Origin of the sequence: Azospira sp. APE16 (genome assembly GCF_047901315.1) — a bacterium.
Classification (GTDB): domain Bacteria; phylum Pseudomonadota; class Gammaproteobacteria; order Burkholderiales; family Rhodocyclaceae; genus Azospira; species Azospira oryzae.
Genome location: NZ_CP179682.1, coordinates 2553090 through 2573321 on the forward strand (window position 1 = coordinate 2553090; position 20232 = coordinate 2573321).

General features: G+C 65.0%; 18 protein-coding genes and 1 other RNA gene. 6 read left to right on the plus strand and 13 right to left on the minus strand.

Going from position 1 to position 20232, the window contains the following annotated elements; all coding sequences use genetic code 11:
- Positions 1-6: 6 nt before the first annotated feature.
- The 10 genes from ACLSSQ_RS12265 to gyrA form a co-directional block, all read right to left on the minus strand.
- Positions 7-1332, minus strand: a complete 1326-nt coding sequence (locus ACLSSQ_RS12265; protein WP_205230920.1) for a UDP-glucose dehydrogenase family protein — start codon at positions 1330-1332, stop codon at positions 7-9.
- Positions 1333-1384: 52 nt separating this feature from the next.
- Entirely contained in the window at positions 1385-2551 is a 1167-nt protein-coding gene (gene lapB / locus ACLSSQ_RS12270; protein WP_043799116.1) for a lipopolysaccharide assembly protein LapB, read from the minus strand.
- Entirely contained in the window at positions 2551-2877 is a 327-nt protein-coding gene (locus tag ACLSSQ_RS12275; protein ID WP_152089526.1) for a LapA family protein, read from the minus strand. The genes lapB and ACLSSQ_RS12275 overlap by 1 nt, the downstream gene beginning before the upstream one ends.
- Before the next feature lie 84 nt (positions 2878-2961).
- A complete protein-coding gene (locus ACLSSQ_RS12280; RefSeq protein WP_014237016.1) occupies positions 2962-3264 on the minus strand; it encodes an integration host factor subunit beta in 303 nt (100 codons plus the stop codon).
- Between the two features lie 114 nt (positions 3265-3378).
- The gene (gene rpsA / locus ACLSSQ_RS12285) at positions 3379-5085 is read right to left on the minus strand and encodes a 30S ribosomal protein S1 (RefSeq protein WP_014237015.1); all 1707 of its coding nucleotides are present in this window, start codon (positions 5083-5085) and stop codon (positions 3379-3381) included.
- A gap of 199 nt (positions 5086-5284) precedes the next feature.
- Positions 5285-7219, minus strand: coding sequence for a bifunctional 3-phosphoshikimate 1-carboxyvinyltransferase/cytidylate kinase (locus tag ACLSSQ_RS12290; RefSeq protein WP_416242842.1), 1935 nt, complete (start codon positions 7217-7219; stop codon positions 5285-5287).
- Positions 7220-7267: 48 nt separating this feature from the next.
- The gene (locus ACLSSQ_RS12295; protein ID WP_014237013.1) at positions 7268-8140 is read right to left on the minus strand and encodes a prephenate dehydrogenase; all 873 of its coding nucleotides are present in this window, start codon (positions 8138-8140) and stop codon (positions 7268-7270) included.
- Between the two features lie 57 nt (positions 8141-8197).
- Positions 8198-9322 carry a prephenate dehydratase gene (pheA, locus tag ACLSSQ_RS12300; protein ID WP_416242843.1) on the minus strand — a complete coding sequence of 375 codons (1125 nt, stop codon included), beginning with the start codon at positions 9320-9322 and terminating at the stop codon, positions 8198-8200.
- Positions 9323-9325: 3 nt separating this feature from the next.
- A complete protein-coding gene (gene serC / locus ACLSSQ_RS12305) occupies positions 9326-10456 on the minus strand; it encodes a 3-phosphoserine/phosphohydroxythreonine transaminase (protein ID WP_416242844.1) in 1131 nt (376 codons plus the stop codon).
- Positions 10456-13077, minus strand: a complete 2622-nt coding sequence (gene gyrA, locus ACLSSQ_RS12310) for a DNA gyrase subunit A (protein ID WP_416242845.1) — start codon at positions 13075-13077, stop codon at positions 10456-10458. The genes serC and gyrA overlap by 1 nt, the downstream gene beginning before the upstream one ends.
- 266 nt (positions 13078-13343) lie before the next feature.
- On the opposite strand from gyrA, the gene ACLSSQ_RS12315 reads away from it, so the two are divergent.
- The 6 genes from ACLSSQ_RS12315 (at position 13344) to ssrA (ending at position 17907) form a co-directional block, all read left to right on the plus strand.
- On the plus strand, positions 13344-13985 hold the full coding sequence (locus ACLSSQ_RS12315) for an OmpA family protein (protein WP_416242846.1): 642 nt from the start codon (positions 13344-13346) through the stop codon (positions 13983-13985).
- A gap of 70 nt (positions 13986-14055) precedes the next feature.
- Positions 14056-15390, plus strand: coding sequence for a TRZ/ATZ family hydrolase (locus tag ACLSSQ_RS12320; RefSeq protein WP_416242847.1), 1335 nt, complete (start codon positions 14056-14058; stop codon positions 15388-15390).
- 82 nt (positions 15391-15472) lie between these two features.
- Positions 15473-16111, plus strand: a complete 639-nt coding sequence (gene ompA / locus ACLSSQ_RS12325; RefSeq protein ID WP_287874076.1) for an outer membrane protein OmpA — start codon at positions 15473-15475, stop codon at positions 16109-16111.
- 79 nt (positions 16112-16190) lie between these two features.
- On the plus strand, positions 16191-16889 hold the full coding sequence (ubiG, locus tag ACLSSQ_RS12330) for a bifunctional 2-polyprenyl-6-hydroxyphenol methylase/3-demethylubiquinol 3-O-methyltransferase UbiG (RefSeq protein WP_416242848.1): 699 nt from the start codon (positions 16191-16193) through the stop codon (positions 16887-16889).
- Positions 16882-17541 carry an HAD family hydrolase gene (locus ACLSSQ_RS12335; RefSeq protein ID WP_014237005.1) on the plus strand — a complete coding sequence of 220 codons (660 nt, stop codon included), beginning with the start codon at positions 16882-16884 and terminating at the stop codon, positions 17539-17541. The genes ubiG and ACLSSQ_RS12335 overlap by 8 nt, the downstream gene beginning before the upstream one ends.
- Positions 17542-17580: 39 nt before the next feature.
- Positions 17581-17907, plus strand: a transfer-messenger RNA (tmRNA) gene (ssrA, locus tag ACLSSQ_RS12340).
- Positions 17908-18028: 121 nt separating this feature from the next.
- Here the strand turns inward: ssrA and ACLSSQ_RS12345 are convergent.
- From ACLSSQ_RS12345 to ACLSSQ_RS12355, 3 genes are all read right to left on the minus strand, one after another.
- The gene (locus ACLSSQ_RS12345; protein ID WP_014237004.1) at positions 18029-18532 is read right to left on the minus strand and encodes an AsnC family transcriptional regulator; all 504 of its coding nucleotides are present in this window, start codon (positions 18530-18532) and stop codon (positions 18029-18031) included.
- Positions 18533-18698: 166 nt separating this feature from the next.
- Positions 18699-19205 carry an Lrp/AsnC family transcriptional regulator gene (locus tag ACLSSQ_RS12350; RefSeq protein ID WP_014237003.1) on the minus strand — a complete coding sequence of 169 codons (507 nt, stop codon included), beginning with the start codon at positions 19203-19205 and terminating at the stop codon, positions 18699-18701.
- Entirely contained in the window at positions 19198-20226 is a 1029-nt protein-coding gene (locus ACLSSQ_RS12355; protein ID WP_014237002.1) for an Lrp/AsnC family transcriptional regulator, read from the minus strand. The genes ACLSSQ_RS12350 and ACLSSQ_RS12355 overlap by 8 nt, the downstream gene beginning before the upstream one ends.
- Between the last annotated feature and the right edge of the window lie 6 nt (positions 20227-20232).

Sequence of the window (20232 nt, forward strand, 5' to 3'; positions counted from 1 at the left end):
GACTCCTTATTGACGGCCGATGGCCTGGTAGTCGATGCCGAACTGGCGCACCTGCTTGGGTTCGTACAGGTTGCGGCCGTCGAAGATCACCGGCTGCTTCAGCTTGGCCTTGATGGCCTCGAAATCGGGACTGCGGAATTCCTTCCACTCGGTGACGATGAGCAGGGCATCCGCCCCTTCCAGGGCGGCCATGGGGCTCTCCGCATAGCTCAGGCGCGGCTCGTCGCCGAAAATGCGCCGGGCTTCATGCATGGCCACCGGATCGTAGGCCACCACGGTGGCGCCGGCGGCGAAGAGATCGGCCAGCAGGTAACGGCTGGGGGCCTCACGCATGTCGTCCGTATTGGGCTTGAATGCCAGGCCCCAGACGGCGAACTTGCGGCCGCTGAGGTCGTTGCCGAAACGCTTCACGGTCTTGGCGGTGAGCACGTGCTTCTGGGCATCGTTGGCGTCTTCCACCGCATTGAGGACCTTCATCTCCATGCCGGCGTCGAGGCGGGCGGTACGCTGCAGGGCCTGCACATCCTTGGGGAAGCAGGAACCGCCGTAGCCGCAGCCCGGATAGAGGAAGTGGTAGCCGATGCGCGGGTCGGAACCGATGCCCTGGCGCACCTGCTCGATGTCGGCACCCAGCTTCTCGGCCAGATTGGCCAGTTCGTTCATGAAGCTGATGCGGGTGGCCAGCATGGCGTTGGCGGCGTACTTGGTCAGTTCGGCGGAACGCACATCCATGACGATGAGGCGTTCATGGTTGCGCTGGAAGGGCGCATAGAGGGCGCGCATCAACTCGATGGCGCGCTCGTCCTCGGCGCCGACGACGATGCGGTCCGGCCGCATGAAATCCTCCACGGCGGCGCCTTCCTTGAGGAATTCCGGATTGGAGACGACGCTGTAGGCGATATCCGCTCCCCGGGCCTTGAGTTCGTCGGCGATGGCGGCGCGCACCTTGTCGCCGGTGCCCACGGGCACGGTGGACTTGTCCACCACCACCTTGTAGTCGCCCATGTGGCGGCCGATGTTGCGGGCGGCGGCGAGCACGTACTGCAGATCGGCGGAGCCATCCTCGTCCGGCGGCGTGCCGACGGCAATGAACTGGATGGTGCCGTGGGCCACGGCCTGTTCCACATCGGTGGTGAAACGCAGGCGGCCGGCGGCCACGTTGCGCTTCACCATGTCCAGCAGGCCCGGTTCGAAAATGGGAATGCCGCCTTCGTTGAGAATCCGGATCTTTTCCGGATCCACATCCAGGCACAGCACATCGTTGCCCACCTCGGCCAGGCAGGTACCGCTCACCAGGCCCACATAGCCCGTACCGACAACCGTAACTTTCAAATTATTCTCCCTGAAGGGTCATTGATCCGCCCAAACCGACGCATTCATGGGCTCAGGGGATCAGATCGAATTCTTCCGTGCGCCGGGGCGGATAGGTTTCCCAGCCGCCGCAGGCAGGACAGCGCCAGTAGAAGTGGCGCGCCTTGAAGCCACAATTATCGCACCGATAGCGGGCCAGCCGGCGGGTGTGGTTGTGTACCAGATTACGCACCAGCTCCAGGTCCGCCCGCTTCTCCGGCGGCACGCCAAGCAACTGGGCTTCCAGCAGGCGATCCAGGCCCAGCAGGGTCGGATTGCGCCGCAGTTCGTCCCGCACCAGGCGATAGGCTGCCTCCGGCCCCTCCGCATCCATCACCAGCTGGAATACGGTTTCCAGCAGATCGAGGGAGGGATAGCTGGCCAGATAGCCGCGCAGCAGCTGCAGCCCCTCTTCGCGCTGCCCCTGGGCCAGGTAGGCATCCTGCAGCTTGCGGGCGACGATGGCCAGATAGGCCGGATTCTGGCTCTCGATGCGCTTCCAGGCCTCGATGGCCGCCGCCAGATCGCCCCCCTGCTGCAACAGGTCGCCCTGCAGGACGCTGGCGCGCACGCAGTTGCGGTGCAGGGAAAGGGCCGAGTCCAGGTACTGGCGGGCGGAATCGGGCCGGGAATTGATCATCTCCCCGGCCGCCAGCTCGCAGTAATAGTTGGCGATTTCCTTCTGGGTGGCGTAGTCAGGCATTTCCTTGGCGATGGCGATGGCCTTCTGCCAGTCCTTCTCCTGCTGGTAGATTTCCAGCAGGTTGCGCTTGGCCTCCTCGTCCCGGGAGGTGCCGCGCAAACGGGAAAACACCTCTTCGGCCCGGTCCAGCAGGCCGGCCTTGAGGAAGTCTTGGCCAAGCTCGGAAAGGGCCTGCAGCTTCAGCTCCGGCGACAGGTCCACCCGCTCGATGAGGTTCTGGTGCATGCGGATGGCCCGCTCGGTCTCGCCGCGACGGCGGAACAGGTTGCCCAGGGCGAAGTGCAGTTCCACCGTCTGGGGATCCACCTTCACCACTTCGATGAAGGCTTCGATGGCCTTGTCCGGCTGCTCGTTGAGCAGGAAATTCAAGCCCTGGAAGTAGGACCGGGGCAGGGCCCGGGATTCCCGCACCAGATGCTTGATGTCGATGCGGGCGGCGGCCCAGCCAAGGACGAAAAACAGGGGAAAGAGCAGTAACTGCCAGTACTCGAATTCGATCATTGGGCCACGGCCTCGCCGGCAGGAGGCGGTTGCACGGCAGCGTCGCTGGCGACCGGCTTGAGCACGGCCTGGCGCTCCCGCTCCCGCGCCAGTTCACGGCGGGTGCGCGATAGTTCGCGGCGCAACTGGAACAGGGTGCCGAGCAGGGACAGGGCACCTAGGGCCGTCCCGGCGGCGAAGAAACCGAGCAGGATGATCACCAGGGGCGCCTGCCACTGGGTATCGAAGAAGAAGCGCAGACTCACCGGATCGCTGTTCATTGCCGCAAAACCCAGCAAGAAGAAGAAGATGATGAGCCGGATGATCAAGATCAGGGCGCGCATAGCCTTATCCGCAAGCAATAAAAAAGGCGGCAACCCTAGGGTTGCCGCCCGCAATCTACCACAGGACAGGGGGTAAGGTCAGCGTCAGGCGGAGAGAGAGGCCAGCAGCCCCAGGTCCACCCGTTCGCGCAGTTCCTTGCCTGCCTTGAAATGGGGTACGTATTTTTCCGGAACGCTGACTTTATCCCCGGACTTGGGGTTACGCCCCATTCGCGGCGGCCGGTAGTTCAGCGCGAAGCTGCCGAACCCCCGAATCTCGATACGGTCACCGTGGGCCAGAGCCTCGGTCATGGCATCGAGAATTTCCTTGACCGCGAAATCAGCGTCTTTCGCCACCAGTTGCGGAAACCGCATGGCCAGGCGGGCGATCAGCTCGGATTTGGTCATGCTTGAGCCTTAAAAAGCCATTGAGGGAAAGAAGCCCTCCAGCCCCACCCATCCCCGGTACCGATCCTGTCGGCGCAGCACCGGGAAGCCGGGAGGGGCATGGAAGGGGATTTCTTAGCCCTGGTTGGAGCCGTTCAGCTTGGCCTTCAGCAGCGCACCCAGGTTGGTGGTGCCGGAAGCGGCGGAGCTTTCGGAAGCGAACTTCTGCATGGCTTCGTGTTGCTCGGCCTGATCCTTGGCCTTGATGGACAGATTCACGTTGCGGGACTTGCGATCCACGTTGATGATCATGGCTTCGAGTTCGTCGCCGACCTTGACCAGCTGGGACAGATCTTCCACGCGGTCACGGGAGTACTCGGAAGCACGCAGGTAGCCTTCAACGTCGCCTTCCAGCTGCAGCACGGCACCCTTGGCATCAACGCTCTTCACCACGGCGCGCACGATGGTGTTCTTCTCGTGGGTGGCGATGTAGTTGGTGTAGGGGTCGCCTTCGAGCTGCTTGATACCCAGGGAGATGCGCTCCTTGTCAGTATCGATGGCCAGCACCACGGCCTGCACTTCGTCGCCCTTCTTGAAGTTGCGGATAGCTTCTTCGCCGGTGGTGCTCCAAGACAGGTCGGACAGGTGCACCAGGCCGTCGATGTTGCCGGGCAGGCCGATGAACACGCCGAAGTCGGTGATGGACTTGATCTGGCCGGAGACCTTGTCGCCCTTCTTGTGGTTCTGGGCGAACTCTTCCCACGGATTGGCCAGGCACTGCTTCATGCCCAGGGAGATACGACGACGGTCTTCGTCGATTTCCAGGATCATGACTTCCACTTCGTCGCCCAGCTGGACAACCTTGGTGGGGTGCACGTTCTTGTTGGTCCAGTCCATTTCGGAGACGTGAACCAGACCTTCGATACCCTGTTCGATTTCAACGAAGGCGCCGTAGTCGGTCAGGTTGGTAACCTTGCCGAACAGGCGGGTACCGGAGGGGTAACGACGGGAGATGCCCACCCACGGGTCTTCGCCCAGCTGCTTCAGGCCCAGGGACACGCGGTTCTTTTCGGTGTCGAACTTCAGCACCTTGGCGGTGACTTCGTCGCCCACGGCCAGCACTTCGCTGGGGTGACGCACACGGCGCCAGGCCAGGTCGGTGATGTGCAGCAGGCCGTCGATGCCGCCCAGGTCCACGAAGGCGCCGTAGTCGGTGATGTTCTTGACGATACCCTTGACGGTAGCGCCTTCCTGCAGGGTGGACAGCAGCTTCTCGCGCTCTTCGCCCATGGTTTCTTCCAGGACGGCACGGCGGGAAACGACCACGTTGTTACGCTTGCGATCCAGCTTGATGACCTTGAATTCCATGGTCTTGCCTTCGTAAGGAGTGGTGTCCTTAACGGGGCGGATGTCGACCAGGGAGCCGGGCAGGAAGGAGCGGACGCTGTTGGTCATGACGGTCAGACCGCCCTTGACCTTGCCGGTGATGACGCCGGTAACCAGGGTACCTTCGTTCAGGGCCTTTTCCAGATCGTTCCAGGCGGCGATGCGCTTGGCCTTGTCGCGGGAGAGGCGGGTTTCACCGAAGCCGTCTTCCAGCTGTTCGATGGCGACCTGCACGAAGTCGCCGATCTTGGCTTCGACTTCGCCGGCGTCGCTCAGGAATTCTTCGACCGGGATATAGGATTCGGACTTCAGGCCGGCGTTGACGACGACAAAGTTCTGGTCGACGCGAACGACTTCGGCGGTAATCACTTCACCGGAGCGCATCTCCTGGCGGGCCAGGCTCTCTTCGAATAGCGCAGCGAAGGATTCTTGGGAAATGGGGGAAGCAGTAGTCATGGAAAAGGTACCCTAACCGCCTGTACAAGCTGGCGGGAAAAGGTTGAACACCGCCACCGTTCCCCCTTCCTTCCGGCACCCTGCCCGACAGCGGGCGAAAAAATGCGGGAAAAAGGTTCCCGCTTCTTCCAGGAAGTCCGAACGCGAAAGGAATTTCCGATCAGGCTGACGAGGCAGAGGCGTGGAACGGTGACACCAGTCAGGATGCCGAACCGTACCAGTCGAGGACCTGGTCGACCGCCTGGTCGATGGTAAGCCCCGAGGTGTCCAGCAGGACGGCATCCTCATTCTGCTGCAAGGGCGCCACGCTCCGCTCACTATCGCGGCGGTCGCGCTCACGCAAATCCAGCAAAATGGCCTGCATGTTAGCAGGGAACCCTTTGCCGATCAACTGCTTATAACGCCTTTCCGCCCGTACCTCGGCAGAGGCGGTGAGAAAGACCTTGAGCCGGGAGTCGGGGAAGACCACGGAACCGATATCCCGACCGTCCCCCACCAGGCCGGCACCGCAGCGGAAGACCCGCTGGCGGAACAGCAGGGCGGCCCGCACCGCAGGCAGGGCGGCCACTTTGGAGGCACCCTGGGAAATTTCCTCGGTGCGGATGGCTCCTTCCACCTCTTCACCGGCGAGAAGAATGGAGCCTTCGCCGAAGACCACTTCCAGGCCGGCGGCCACTGCCGCCACCCCGGCTTCGTCATCCCAGTCCACCCCGGCCCGCTGGGCGGCCAGGGCCGTGAGGCGGTAGAGGGCGCCCGAATCCAGATAGCCGAAGCCCAGGGCCGCCGCCACCCGGGCCGCCACCGTACCCTTGCCGGAGGCGGAGGGACCGTCGATGGCGATCACCGGCACGCTGCGGGTGACCGTGGCCAGACGCTCGAAATAATCGGGGAAGGTCTTGGCCACACACTTGGGATCGTTGATGCGCAGGGGCGTGGCAAAGGCGGCCAGGGAGAAGCACATGGCCATACGATGGTCGTCGTAGGTGTCGATGGCAGCCGGTTTCAGGGCCGGCACCGGCGTCACCTTGAGGTAGTCCGGCCCCTCTTCGACGATGGCCCCCAGCTTCTGCAGTTCGGCGGCCATGGCGGCGATGCGGTCGGTCTCCTTGACCCGCCAGCTGGCGATGTTGCGCAGCACGGTGGTGCCTTCGGCAAAGAGGGCGGCGGTGGCCAGGGTCATGGCCGCATCGGGAATATGGTTGCAGTCCAGGTCGATGGCCTGGAGCTTGCCGCTGGCAGGAGCCCGGGCTTCGATCCAGTTGGGCCCCATCTCGATGCGGGCGCCCATGAGGGCCAGGGCTTCGGCGAAACGCACGTCGCCCTGGATGGAGTCCCTGCCCACGCCTTCGACCCGCAGGGGGCCGCCGCCGATGGCGCCGGCTGCCAGGAAATAGGAGGCGGAAGAGGCATCCCCTTCCACATAGACCGTGCCGGGAGAGACGTAGCTCACCCCGGCCGGCACGACAAAGGCCTGCCAGCCTTCACGTTGGACCTCCACACCGAAGCGGGCCATGGTAGCCAGGGTGATTTCGATATAGGGCTTGGAAATGAGCTCGCCCACCACCTCCACCCGGGTTTCGACGCCGGTCAGGGGCAGCGCCATGAGCAGGGCAGTCAAAAACTGGCTGGATACGTCGCCGCGGACCTGGAGCACACCGCCGGCGCGGATGCTTGCCGGGAAAATTTCCAGGGGCGGGAAGCCGTCATTGCCCAGGTAACGCACCTCGGCCCCCAGCTGGCGCAGACCGTCCACCAGGTCACCAATGGGCCGCTCATGCATGCGGGCCACGCCCTTCAGCACATAGTGGCCACCGGCCAAGGCCAGGGCGGCGGTGAGGGGACGGAAGGCGGTGCCCGCATTGCCAAGGAACAGCTCGGCCTCCTTCGCCGGGAAGGGACCGCCGACGCCGCTGATCCGGTAGGCCTCGCCGCCCAGGGACTCCACGCCCACACCCAGCTGCTGCAGCGCCTCCAGCATGCGTTCCGTATCGTCGGAATGGAGCAGGTCCCGCACCTCGGTAACGCCTTCGGCCAGGGCGGCCAGCAGCAGCACCCGGTTGGAAATGCTCTTGGAGCCGGGCAGACGGACGGCGCCGCCGGCGGAAACGAAGGGAGCGAGGTCGAGGAATTCCATGGTCACAACAGCCTTGAGGGGCCGGCGGAGAAGCCCGCCAGCCGGGGGTTAGCGCTTGCCTTCGGCCCAGTCGCGACGGGCCGTGCGGGCGGTATCGAAAATTTCTTCCAGACGGCGGCCGTCGCCGGCAGCCAGGGCTTGGTGCAACTCGTCGAGCTGGGCCCGGTAGCTGTCCAGTTCCAGCAGCAGGGCGTCCTTGTTGGCCAGGCAGATGTCCCGCCACATTTCCGGGTGGCTGGCGGCGATGCGGGTGAAATCGCGGAAGCCGCTGGCGGCAAAGGTGAAGAACAGTTCCTTGTTTTCCCGTACCGCCAGATCATGCACCAGGGCGAAGGAGAGCAGATGGGGCAGATGGGAAACGGCGGCGAAGACCCGGTCGTGCTCGGCCGGCGTCAGTTCGTAGATCTGGGCGCCGCACCACTCCCAGGCGGAACGGACCTTGGCCACGTTGAGCACGGAATTCTCCGGCAGGGGCGTCAGCACCACCTTGCGTTCCCGGTAAAGATCGGCCCGGGCAGCCGCGGCACCGGAATTTTCGGCCCCGGCGATGGGATGGGCCGGCACGAACTGGCCGATGCGCTCGCCAAAGGCGGCCCGGGCCGCAGCCACCACGTCGCCCTTGGTGGAGCCGCCGTCGGTGACCACCGTCTCCGGCCCCAGATAGGGCACGATGCGGGCCATGATCTCGGGCATCTGGCCCACCGGCGTGGCCAACAGCACCAGGTCGGCGTCGGACAGTTCATGGGCCGGGTTGATGCCGGCCCGGTCGATCACGCCCAGGTCCAGGGCCTGCTGCAGGGACTTGGGGCTGCGCCCAAAGCCCACCACCTCCTCCACCGCGCCGGCCGCCCGCAGGCCCAGGGCGAAGGAACCGCCAATGAGGCCCACACCGAAAATGACTACCTTGTTGAACTCGGCCATGACGCGCGCCTAGAGAGCTTGCACAAAAGAATCCACGGAACGCCGGGGAGGAAGGAATCAATAGACGGCGACCGGGTAGGACCCGAGCACCTTCAGGTAGGCCGCACGCCGGGCCAGTTCGTCCAGGGCCGCCTTGACCCGGGGTTCGTCCCGGTGGCCGTCCACATCGACGAAGAACACGTATTCCCACAGGGTGTGGCGCGCCGGCCGGGATTCCAGGCGGGTCAGGGAGACACCCGCGTCGGCGAAGGGCACCAGCAGGGTATGCAGGGCCCCCGTATTGTTGGGAATGGACATGATCAGGGAGGTCTTGTCCTTGCCCGCCGTGGAGGGGCCGGCGTCGTGGCGGCCCAGCACCACGAAGCGGGTGGTGTTGTTGGGCTCGTCCTCGATGCTCTCGGCCAGCCGGGGCAGGTCGTAGCGATCCGCCGCCGCCTCGCCGGCGATGGCCGCGGTGCCCTCTTCCTGGGCCGCCATCTGGGCCGCCTGGGCATTGCTGCCGACGGAGATGCGGGGCACGTTGGGCAGGTGGCGGTTCAGCCACTCATGGCACTGGGCCAGGGACTGGGCGTGGGAGTAAACCTTGGTCACCCGGTCCAGGGACGGGGCCTTGGTCAGCAGGTGCTGGTGAATACGCAGCACCACCTCGCCGCAGATTTTCAGGGAAGTGCCGAGCAGCAGGTCCAGGGTGCGGCCGACGGCGCCTTCGGTGGAATTTTCCACCGGCGCCACGCCGTAGTTGGCATGGCCGGCTTCCACTTCGCGGAAAACGTCGTCGATGGAGGCCTGGGGCAGGAGCCGGGCGGCATGGCCGAAATGCTTGGTGGATGCGCTTTCCGAGAAGGTGCCCAGGGGCCCGAGGAAGGCGATGCCGAGGGGCTGCTCCAGGGACAGGCAGGCCGACATGACCTCGCGGAAGAACCAGGTGACGCTTTCGCTGGAAAGGGGCCCCTGGTTCATGTCCTGGATGCGGCGCAGCACCTGGGCCTCCCGCTCCGGGCGGTAGATGAAGCCGGCGTCGCCGTGACGGGCCTTGATCTCGCCCACCTGCTGGGCGCAGCGGGCACGGCGGTTGAGCAGGTCGAGCAGCTGGGCGTCGATGGCGTCGATGTCCGTGCGCACCACGGACAGCTCGGCCAGCAGGGAGTCCTTGCCGTTGTCGCTATTCTGGCGGTCGCTCATGGTTCAGGCCCGGGACTTGGCGAAAGCATCCATGTACGCCACCAGGGCGCGAACCCCGTCCAGCGGCATGGCGTTGTAGATGGAGGCGCGCATGCCGCCAACGGACTTGTGCCCCTTCAGGGCCAGCAGGCCAGCTTCCTTGGCGCCTGCAAGGAACTCCGCATCGAGGGCGGCATCCCGCAGGGTGAAGGGCACGTTCATCTGGGAACGGCAGGCCGGGTCCACCGGATTGCGGTAGAAGCCGTCGCTGCCGTCGATGGCGGCGTAAAGCAGGCGGGCTTTCTCGGCGTTGATGCGGGCCATCTCGTTGATGCCGCCGATGCGCTTCAGCCACTGGAACACCAGCCCGGCCACGTAGATGGCGAAGGTGGGCGGGGTGTTGAGCATGGAGGCGTTCTCGGCCATGACCGCGTAGTCCAGGACCGTCGGCAGACTGGCCGGGGCCTTGCCCAGCAGGTCCTCGCGCACGATCACCAGGGTCAGGCCGGAAGGGCCGATGTTCTTCTGGGCACCGGCATAGATGAGGCCGTAGCGGGAAACGTCCATGGGCCGGGAGAGGATGTGGGAGGACATGTCCGCCACCACCGGCACCCCGGTGGGAACGCCGGCCAGGAAGGCAGCCTCGTCCAGCAACTCGACGCCGTGGATGGTTTCGTTGGTGCACAGGTGCAGGTAGGCCGCATCAGCGTTGACCTGCAATTCGGCAGAGGCCGGCAGACGGGTGAAACCGTCGGCCACGGCAGCCTTGTCTTCCGTGCTGGCGATGCAGCGGGCGGCGGTTTCACCGCAGACCCGCTGGGTTTCCTTGAAGGCCTTCTTGGACCAGGAGCCGGTAACGATGTAGTCGGCCGGCTGCTTGTCCTGGACGCCGGCCAGCAGGTTGAGGGGAACCTGGGCGAACTGCTGGGTGGCGCCGCCCTGCAGGAACAGCACCTTGTAGTTGGCCGGGATGCCCATCAGCTCCCGCAGATCGGCTTCGGCCCGCTGGGCGATGGACGTGAATTCTTTGCCCCGGTGGCTCATTTCCATGACGCCGCAACCAGCGCCCTGCCAGTCCAGCATTTCGTCCTGAACCTGCTCCAGCACCTCGGCGGGCAAAGCCGCCGGGCCGGCACTGAAATTCCACAAACGCATTACGCTTCCTCGCTGGCAGCGCTGTCCTCGCCGCCTTCAAGCATTTCGCCGTCCGCCAGTTCGTCGCCGGCCTCGGCATCGGTATCGCCTTCGCTTTCCGCCACCTTTTCCAGGCCGGACAACTTCTCGCCCGCATCCAGGGAAATCAGGGTGACGCCCTGGGTGGCACGACCCAGTTCGCGGATCTCGGCCACCCGGGTGCGAATCAGCACGCCGCCGGTGGTGATGAGCATGACCTCGTCCGCATCGGTCACCAGCTTGGCAGCGACGATCTTGCCGTTACGCTCGCTGGCGGCAATGGCCATGACGCCCTGGGTGCCGCGGCTGGAACGACGGAAGTCGCCCAGGCGGGTGCGCTTGCCGTAGCCGTTCTCGGTGGCCACCAGCACGGTTTCCTCTTCGCTTTCGGCCACCAGCAGGGAAATGACGCTCTGACCTTCCTGCAGCATCATGCCGCGCACGCCGCGGGACTGGCGGCCCATGGGGCGCACCTGGTCCTCGCCGAACCAGACAGCCTTGCCGCCATCGGAGACCAGCACGATGTCGCTCTGGCCGGTAGTCAGGTCGGCACCGATCAGGTAGTCGCCCTCGTCCAGATCGACGGCGATGATGCCGGCCTTGCGGGGATTGGAGAAGTTGGCCAGGGAAGTCTTCTTCACGGTGCCCTGGACGGTGCACATGAAGACGTACTTGTCGTCGGAGAATTCCTTCACCGGCAGGATGGCGTTGATCTGCTCGCCCTCTTCCATGGGGAACATGTTGATGATGGGCTTGCCCCGGCTGATGCGGCTGCCCTGGGGCACTTCATAGACCTTGAGCCAGTAGCAGCGGCCCCGGTTGGAGAAGCAGAGGATGTAGTCGTGGGTGTTGGCGACGAAGAGGTGATCGACGAAGTCGTCATCCTTCATGGCCGCCGCCTGCTTGCCGCGGCCGCCGCGGCGCTGGGCCCGGTAGTCGGCCAGGGGCTGGGACTTGATGTAGCCGGTGTGGGACAGGGTCACCACCATGTCCTGGGGCGTGATCAGGTCTTCGATGCCCAGGTCCTGGGCGTAGGCCACGATCTCGGAGCGACGGTCGTCGCCGAACTGGTCGCGGATGGCGGCCAGTTCCTCGCCGATGATCTCGGTGACGCGCTCGGGGCGGGCCAGGATGTCCATCAGGTCGGCGATCTTTTCCAGCAGTTCCTTGTAGTCGGCGACGATCTTGTCCCGTTCCAGGCCGGTCAGGCGCTGCAGACGCAGTTCCAGGATGGCCTGGGCCTGGACTTCGGTGAGGCGGTAGCCCTGGGCGGAGAGGCCGTACTCGAGCGCAATGCCTTCGGGACGGGTGGCATCCAGGCTGGCCCGGGCCAGCATTTCGGTAACGGTGGCGGAAACCCACATGCGGGCCATCAGCTCGCGGCGGGCATCGGCCGGAGTGGGCGCGGCCTTGATCAGGGCGATGATTTCGTCCACGTTGTCCAGGGCCACGGCTAGGCCTTCCTGGGTGTGGGCCTTTTCCCGGGCCTTGCGCAGTTCGAAGACGGTGCGTCGGTTGAGCACTTCGCGGCGGTGGGCGAGGAAGCACTCCAGCATCTGCTTCAGGTTGAGCAGGCGCGGCTGGCCATCCACCAGGGCCACCATGTTCATGCCGAAGGTGTCCTGCAGCTGGGTCATCTTGAACAGGTTGTTCAGGACCACTTCGGGCATCTCGCCCCGCTTCAGTTCGATCACCACCCGCATGCCGGACTTGTCGGACTCGTCCCGCAGGTCGGAGATGCCTTCGATGCGCTTTTCGTTGACCAGCTCGCCGATCTTTTCCAGCAGGGTGCGCTTGTTAACCTGGTAGGGCAGCTCGTCGATGATCAGTGCCTGGCGGTTGCCCTTGTCCAGGTCTTCCACGTGGGTCTTGGCCCGCATCACCACCCGCCCACGGCCGGTACGGTAGCCCTCGCGCACCCCGGCAACGCCGTAGATGATGCCGGCGGTGGGGAAGTCGGGGGCCGGAATGATGTCGATCAGCTCGTCGATGGTCAGGTTCGGGTTCTGCAGCAGGGCCAGACAGGCGGCCACCACCTCGCCCAGGTTGTGGGGCGGGATGTTGGTGGCCATACCCACGGCGATGCCGGAGGAGCCGTTGATCAGCAGGTTGGGGATGCGGGCCGGCAGGATCAGGGGCTCCTGCTCGGAGCCGTCGTAGTTGGGGCCGAAGTCGACGGTTTCCTTGTCGATGTCTTCCAGCAGCTGATGCCCGATGCGGGCCATGCGCACTTCCGTGTATCGCATGGCAGCAGCGTTGTCGCCGTCCACCGAACCGAAGTTGCCCTGGCCGTCCACCAGCATGTAGCGCAGGGAAAAGTCCTGGGCCATGCGCACGATGGTGTCGTACACCGCCGTATCGCCGTGGGGGTGGTACTTACCAATGACGTCGCCGACGATACGGGCGGACTTCTTGTAGGCCTTGTTCCAGTCGTTGCCCAGTTCATGCATGGCAAACAGGACCCGGCGATGCACGGGCTTGAGGCCGTCCCGCACATCCGGCAGCGCCCGGCCGACGATCACGCTCATGGCGTAATCCAGGTAGGAACGGCGCATTTCCTCTTCGAGGCTGATTGGCAGGGTTTCTTTGGCGAATTGATCCATAGGTCTCGGGCGGCCGCCGGAGCGGCTCTGGGAGGATTTCCGGTGGAAATGAAGGGGGAGATTCTAGCACGCCGACCTCCCCGCCGTCAGAACTCCCCCACGGCCGGGGATATCCCGGCGGAATCCCTTCCCGCTCCGCCGGAATCGGTTGTATCCCCCGAAAATCTTTGGTTAAATCGCCCATACATTGCCGTATGTGCAATGGTAGGCAAAGAAAGGCCCCCTAAGGCCACACCTGAGACACCACCCACGAGGAGGGACAAATCTTGAAAAAGCAGAACCTGACCACCATCATCGCCGCCCTGGGCGCCTTCGCCTGTGCCGCCCCGGCCCTGGCCCAGACGCCAACCGCCGCCTATCTCACCGACACCCGCAATGTGGTGGCCAAGAGCGGCTTCGGCCTGTGCTGGCGGACCAGCGCCTGGACCCCGGCGGCTGCCCTGGCCGAATGCGATCCAGACCTGACCAAGGCAGCCCCCGCCGCCGCCGCACCGGCCGCCGCCGCAGCCGCCAAGAAGTGCGACTTCACCGTCACCCTGCAGAGCGACGAGCTCTTCACCTTCAACAAGGCCGCCCTTACCGGCGCCGCCCAGAAACGCCTGGACAGCGACGTGCTGGGCAAGCTGGGCTCCTGCGCTTCCGTCTCCATGATCATGATCACCGGCCACACGGACCGCCTGGGCTCCCAGGCATACAACCAGAAGCTGTCCGAAAAGCGCGCCGATGCAGTTAAGGCCTATCTGCTGAAGAAGGGCGTGCCGGCCGACACGGTGGACACCATGGGTGCCGGCAAGACCCAGCCGGCCCAGGGCGTCAAATGTGATGACTCCCTGCCCCGGCAGAAGCTGATCGCCTGCCTGGCCCCCAGCCGCCGCGTGGTGGTCGAGGTCAAGGGCAGCGCCAAGTAACAGCAGTTGCAGACAGACGCCCCGCCCCATACGGCGGGGCTTTTTTTGTTCACTCACCACCCCACACCCGATGACCTCCTCCCCCACTCCCGCCGACAACATCGACCTCCTGATCGAGGCGCGCTGGATCATTCCGGTCAGGCCCTTCGGCGTCACCCTGGAAAACCATGCCGTCGCCGTCAGCGGAGGCAACATCGTCGCCGTGCTGCCCCAGGCGGAGGCCCGGGAACGCTTCACTTCGCGCAAGACGGTACATCTGGGCGAACAGCTGCTGATTCCCGGCCTGGTCAATCTGCACACCCACGCAGCCATGAGCCTGCTGCGCGGCCTGGCCGACGACCTGCCCCTGATGACCTGGCTACAGGAGCACATCTGGCCGGCAGAGGGACGTTTCGTCTCCCGGGAGTTCGTCCGCGACGGCACTCTGCTGGCGGCAGCCGAAATGCTGCGGGGCGGCATCACCTGTTTCAACGACATGTACTTTTTCCCCCGGGAAGCGGCCGCCGCCGCCCAGCAGATGGGGATGCGGGCTGCCCTGGGCCTGGTGGTGCTGGACTTTCCCAACGCCTACGCCAGCGGCGCCGAGGACTACCTGGAAAAAGGCCTGGCCGCCCGGGACGACCTGCGCAACGAACCCCTCCTCTCCTTCTGCCTGGCCCCCCATGCGCCGTATACGGTCTCCGACCAGACTTTCGAGCGCATCCTGCCCCTGGCAGAACAGCTGGACATTCCGATCCACCTGCACCTGCACGAAACCACGACTGAAATCGAGGAAAGCCTGAAGCAATACGGCGTACGTCCCCTGGAACGCCTGCGCCGCCTGGGCCTGGTGGGCCCCGGCCTGATTGCCGTTCACGCCGTCCACCTGCAAGCGGCAGAAATTGCCCTGCTGGCCACCCACGGCTGCTCCGTTGCCCACTGCCCGGCCTCCAACCTCAAGCTGGCCAGCGGCATCACCCCTGTTGCCGAACTGCTGCAAGCCGGCGTCAATGTCGGCATCGGCACCGACGGCGCCGCCAGCAACAACCGCCTCGACCTCCTGGCCGAAATGCGCCTGGCCGCCCTGCTGGCCAAGGGCGCCAGCAGCAACGCACAGGCCCTGGGCGCCCACCAAGCCCTGCAGGCTGCCACCCTTGCCGGTGCCCGGGCGCTGGGCATGGAAGACAAAATAGGTACAATTGAGTCTGGCAAAGCTGCCGACCTCTGCGCCATCGACCTTTCATCCCCCGAACTTTCCCCCTGCTACGACCCCGCATCCCACGCCGTATATGCGGCCGGGAGGGAGCATGTCTCCCACGTCTGGGTTGCAGGGCAATTAAGGGTGGAGAACGGCTCCCTGTGCGGAATCGGGAAAAATGATTTGATCAGCCTTGCCAAAGTATGGCAGAATAAAATCCGAGATTAGTCTCGGGCCGAACCCACGCAAAAATAAGGGGTTGCGCCGTTGCTGATTCAGCTGCCTTTCACGAACACGAGGTAAAAGAGAGATGACCAACAAATTCGCCAAAAAGTCCCTGCTGGTTCTGCTTGCCGCCGGCCTGAGCCTGGGCGCCACCATGGCCCAAGCCCAAACCACCGACAAGGGTGCCTACCTGACCGATACCCGTAACGAAGTTGCCCGCAGCGGTTTCGGCCTCTGCTGGCGCACCGGCTACTGGACCCCCGCCGCTGCCATCGCCGAGTGTGATGGCGATCTGGTGAAGGCCGGTGCCGCTGCCAAGGACGCCGGTGGCGTCAAGCCCGTCGGCGCCAAGATCACCCTGTCCGCCGACGCCCTGTTCGACTTCGACAAGGCCGTGCTGCGCGCCGAAGGCAAGTCCAAGCTGGACGAGCTGGTGACCAAGGCCAAGGAAATCAACCTGGAAGTGATCATCGCCGTGGGTCACGCTGACCGCATCGGCAAGGATGCTTACAACCAGAAGCTGTCCGAGCGTCGCGCTGCCGCCGTCAAGGAATACCTGGTGAGCAAGGGCATCGAAGCCAACCGCGTCTACACCGAAGGCAAGGGCGAAAAGCAGCCCGTGACCGCCGGCAAGTGCGGCAAGAGCGAAAAGAAGACCAAGGCCCTGATCGAGTGCCTGCAGCCTGACCGTCGCGTTGAAATCGAAGTGATCGGCACCAAGTAATCCTGCGCCGTTCCTGTAAAAAGCCCTGCATTCGCAGGGCTTTTTTCTTTCCTAGCCTCTCCCTTGCCATATTTCAGCCATGATTAACGCCGATCCCAACGAACTGCAGAAATTCAGTGACCTGGCCCACCGCTGGTGGGACCCCAAGAGCGAGTTCAAGCCGCTCCACGACATCAACCCCCTGCGTCTCGACTGGATCGACGCCAATGCGGGGCTGGCCGGCAAGAAAGTGCTGGACGTGGGGTGCGGCGGCGGTCTGCTCAGCGAAGGCATGGCCGAAAGGGGTGCCCAGGTGACCGGCATCGACCTTTCGGAAAAGGCCCTCGGCGTCGCCCGCCTGCACCTGCTGGAAAGCGGCCACAGCGTGGACTACCGTCACATTTCCGCCGAGTCCCTGGCAGCCGAAATGCCGGGCAGTTTCGACATGGTCACCTGCCTGGAAATGCTGGAGCACGTGCCGGACCCCGCCAGCACGGTGGCGGCCTGCGCCAAGCTGGTCAAGCCGGGCGGCCAGGTCTTCCTGTCCACCCTCAATCGCAATCCCAAGTCCTACCTGCTCGCTGTCATTGGCGCCGAGTATCTCCTGCAGATGCTGCCCAAGGGCACCCACGACTACGCCAAATTCATCAAGCCATCCGAACTGGCACGTCATTGCAAGGCAGCAGACCTGGAAGTGGCCGAAATCATCGGCATGACCTACAACCCCTTCACCCAGCGCTACAGCCTGGGGCAGGACACTTCGGTGAACTACCTGCTGCGCACCGTGCGCAATGCCTGAAGCGGTACTGTTCGACCTGGACGGCACCCTGGCGGACACGGCTCCCGACCTGGGAGCCGCGCTCAACCGGGTACGCCAGGACTACAACCTACCGCCCCTTCCCCTGGACACCCTGCGCCCCCACACCTCCCAGGGAGGCAGGGGCCTGCTGCGGGTCGGCATGGGCGTTACCCCCCAGGATGACAGCTACGCCGAACTTTACCGCCGCTTCATCCAGCACTATGAAGAGCGGCTCTGCCACCATACGACACTGTTCCCGGGCATGGCCGAGCTGCTCGCACAGCTGGAACAACGCCGCATTCCCTGGGGCGTGGTCACCAACAAGAGTGAGCGCCTGACCCATCCGCTGCTGCAACAGATGGATCTGGCTCACCGCTGCGCCTGCATTGTCTGCGGCGACTCGACCCCCAACCCAAAGCCGGCACCTGATCCCTTGCTGCTGGCAGCCCAATTGCTGGGTCTGCCCACCCAGGACTGCTGCTACCTGGGCGACGACCTGCGGGACATTCAGGCCGGCAACGCCTGCGCCATGATGACCATCGGCGTCCGCTGGGGCTATCTGGGCACGGAACACCCGCCGGAGACCTGGGGCGCCGACCACCTGATCGACCACCCCGACGAAGTATCGCCCCTGCTCGGCCCGGCCCGCTGAAAGCCAGTCGCCTCGCCGCGCCAGGATTACGGCAGATATCAGACCACCGCCCCTTGAAGTTCCGGGGGGCAGCCCCCATAATGCTGGTCATGGTTGTAATTCCGGCAATCTGGAGGCGTTCTGGACGCGGGTTCGATTCCCGCCACCTCCACCTAAGAGTTTCGGAGAGTTCTTAGGTGGGGGTGTACTGGCTTCGACAGGGCGGGCAAAGGTGCGCAGGCAACTCGTCAGGCGATCGACGTTAATGAAGCAAATCTCCAAACGCCAACGATGAGCGTTTCGCAATCGCCGCTTAAGGCTTTTGCCGAGGCTGCTTGAGCCTTGTTACCAAAGAAAAGCCGGTGGGGACTTCGGTCCCCATCGTTATTTCCAATTCCCAAAATGTAGCTTCCTCGCCTCAGGCAACGCCTGTTGTCTCTTTCCGAGAGCGTTGGTACAGCAGCTACTGAAACTCCCCCGTAAAGCAGCACCCGCAAGACCCAGGCAATCACTCGCCCAACCGCAAGCCGGTTTTTTTCAGGATGCGGGTGGAAAAGAGGATGTCCCGGGCACCCAGGGCGCCGGGGAACTCGGCCTGGATCAGGGTGGCGATGCGCCCGACTTCGGCTTCGACTTCCGCCCGGCTCTTGCCGTGGACCATGGCGAAGAGGTTGTAGGGCCAGGCCGGCGGATGGTCCGGTCGGCGATAGCAGTGGGTGACCGATTGCAGCCCGCCGACCCGCTTGCCGACGGCGTCGATCACCGCCGGGTCGATCTGCCAAACGCTCATGCCGTTGGCGGTGTAGCCGATGGCGTAGTGGTTGGGCACGGCGCCGATGCGGCGGATGGCGCCCGCTGCCAGCAGGCGGGCCAGTCGCTGCCGTATCTCGGTTTCGGCCACGCCCAGCTGCTCCGCCAGGACCAGGTAGGGACGCGGCACCAGGGGCAGGCCGGCCTGGGTGGCAAGCACGATGCGGCGATCCAGGTCATCCATGGGGAAAGTGGCGTCCATCAACGGTTTCCTGGCAGACAGCTTGCAGACGCCATACCCGTCCCCGACGGAACGGCATACCGGCATTGCCCCCGGACAGCACGGGCCGCCCGGGCGGAATGGGCCTGCAGCGTGAGCCAAAGCGCCACGACGGGTTGGGAAATGCTGAGATCGACGGTTGCGGCGTTCATGCCTGCAGCTTCATTTCGACGAAGTATTCCTTCTCTTTCGGGAAGGGATAGACCGGGTAGCCGGTGGCGGCCTCGATGGCCTGCACGGCGGCGTCGATGCCCTCAGGCGTTTCCGTCGCCAGCACGAACCACATGTTGAAGGCGTGCTCCCGGGCGTAGTTGTGGGCCACCTGGGGCAAGGCATTGACCTGTTCCGCCACCCGCTCGAATTCGGCGTCGGGCACAGCCATGGCGGCCAGGCAGAAGGCGCCGCCCAGGCGCTCGATCTGGAACATGGGGCCGAAGCGGGTGAGGATGCGGTCGTCCAGCAGGGACTGCAGCCGGGCCAGCAGCTCGGCCTCGCTGATGCCCAGCTTGGTTGCAGCCTCGGCATAGGGCTCCGGGCTCAGGGGGAAGTCGCCCTGGAGGGCGTTGATGATGCGCCGATCCAGTTCATCCGGCTCCCGGGCCGGCGCCAGGGCGGCGCGGCGGGAGGGTTTCGTCTTCTCCGCTGTATCAGCCATGGGCGGCCTGCCTATGGGTATCGGCATCAGCCCGGGGTGCCTGGGGTGCATAGCGGGCGCCGGTCTGCTTGTAGCGCCGGGTGGAAAAGAGCAGCTCGTTGGGGAAGGCGTCCAGCCCCAGGCGTTCGCCCAGGCCGCGGCGCAGTTCCACCACTTCCTCCCGGGCCTTGCCGTGGATCATGCAGAACAGGTTGTAGGGCCAGTGGGGCGCCATGGGGCGGCGGCGGTAGCAGAGGGTGACGCCGGGCTCGGCGGCGAGGCTCTCGCCCAGGGCACTCACCTCCCCTTCCGGCACGGCCCAGACGCACATGGCGTTGGCGGTGTAGCCCAGCTCATGGTGCCGCACCACCACGCCGAAGCGCTTGAGGATGCCCCGCTCCAGCCACTGGCCGAGCAGTTCCAGCAGACGCCCTTCCTCCAGGCCGGCCCGGTAGGCCAGGGCGCGGAAAGGCTGGGGCTCCAGGGGCAGGCCCTCCTGCAGCACCGGCATCAGCCCCTGCTCTTCCCGGGTCAGTTCGATGGGCTGCTCCAGGGAGGGCACCGCCGCCACCGGCTGGCGCCGGGCGCCGCCGCCGGCCAGGTCGAAACCCAGGTCGATGTGGAACTCTTCCACCAGGGGCAGGGAAATGACGGGGCAGCCGGTCTCGGCCTCGATGGCCGCCAGCACCGCATGCAGACGCAGGGCGTCCGGCGCGGTGGCGACGAACCACAGGTTGTAGGCGTGCTCCCGGGCGTAGTTGTGATTAACCTCGGGATGGGCGCTGACCCGGCCGGCCACCCATTCCAGCCGCTCCGGCGGCGCCTGCAGGGCGGCCAGGGTGCTGGCGCCGACCCGGCGCGGGGCGAAGACGGCACCGATGCGGTTCACCATGCCCTGCTGCTGCCAGTGACGGTATTGCTCCAGCACCTCCGCCTCGCTCAGCCCTTGGGCCGCACCGATGGCGGCAAAGGGCCGGGAGACCAAGGGGAAGTCCCGCTGGTAGTCGTTGAGCAGGGGGAAGCGGGCGGCGTTCATGGGCATGGACGG

Excerpts from the sequence above, each read along its gene's own strand:
- ACLSSQ_RS12275 (WP_152089526.1), bottom strand. The coding sequence starts at position 2,877 with ATGCGCGCCCTGATCTTGATCATCCGGCTCATCATCTTCTTCTTCTTG.
- ACLSSQ_RS12280 (WP_014237016.1), bottom strand. The coding sequence starts at position 3,264 with ATGACCAAATCCGAGCTGATCGCCCGCCTGGCCATGCGGTTTCCGCAA.
- rpsA (WP_014237015.1), bottom strand. The coding sequence starts at position 5,085 with ATGACTACTGCTTCCCCCATTTCCCAAGAATCCTTCGCTGCGCTATTC.
- ACLSSQ_RS12290 (WP_416242842.1), bottom strand. The coding sequence starts at position 7,219 with ATGGAATTCCTCGACCTCGCTCCCTTCGTTTCCGCCGGCGGCGCCGTC.
- ACLSSQ_RS12295 (WP_014237013.1), bottom strand. The coding sequence starts at position 8,140 with ATGGCCGAGTTCAACAAGGTAGTCATTTTCGGTGTGGGCCTCATTGGC.
- pheA (WP_416242843.1), bottom strand. The coding sequence starts at position 9,322 with ATGAGCGACCGCCAGAATAGCGACAACGGCAAGGACTCCCTGCTGGCC.
- serC (WP_416242844.1), bottom strand. The coding sequence starts at position 10,456 with ATGCGTTTGTGGAATTTCAGTGCCGGCCCGGCGGCTTTGCCCGCCGAG.
- gyrA (WP_416242845.1), bottom strand. The coding sequence starts at position 13,077 with ATGGATCAATTCGCCAAAGAAACCCTGCCAATCAGCCTCGAAGAGGAA.
- ACLSSQ_RS12320 (WP_416242847.1), top strand. The coding sequence starts at position 14,056 with ATGACCTCCTCCCCCACTCCCGCCGACAACATCGACCTCCTGATCGAG.
- ompA (WP_287874076.1), top strand. The coding sequence starts at position 15,473 with ATGACCAACAAATTCGCCAAAAAGTCCCTGCTGGTTCTGCTTGCCGCC.
- ubiG (WP_416242848.1), top strand. The coding sequence starts at position 16,191 with ATGATTAACGCCGATCCCAACGAACTGCAGAAATTCAGTGACCTGGCC.
- ACLSSQ_RS12335 (WP_014237005.1), top strand. The coding sequence starts at position 16,882 with ATGCCTGAAGCGGTACTGTTCGACCTGGACGGCACCCTGGCGGACACG.
- ACLSSQ_RS12345 (WP_014237004.1), bottom strand. The coding sequence starts at position 18,532 with ATGGACGCCACTTTCCCCATGGATGACCTGGATCGCCGCATCGTGCTT.
- ACLSSQ_RS12350 (WP_014237003.1), bottom strand. The coding sequence starts at position 19,205 with ATGGCTGATACAGCGGAGAAGACGAAACCCTCCCGCCGCGCCGCCCTG.
- ACLSSQ_RS12355 (WP_014237002.1), bottom strand. The coding sequence starts at position 20,226 with ATGCCCATGAACGCCGCCCGCTTCCCCCTGCTCAACGACTACCAGCGG.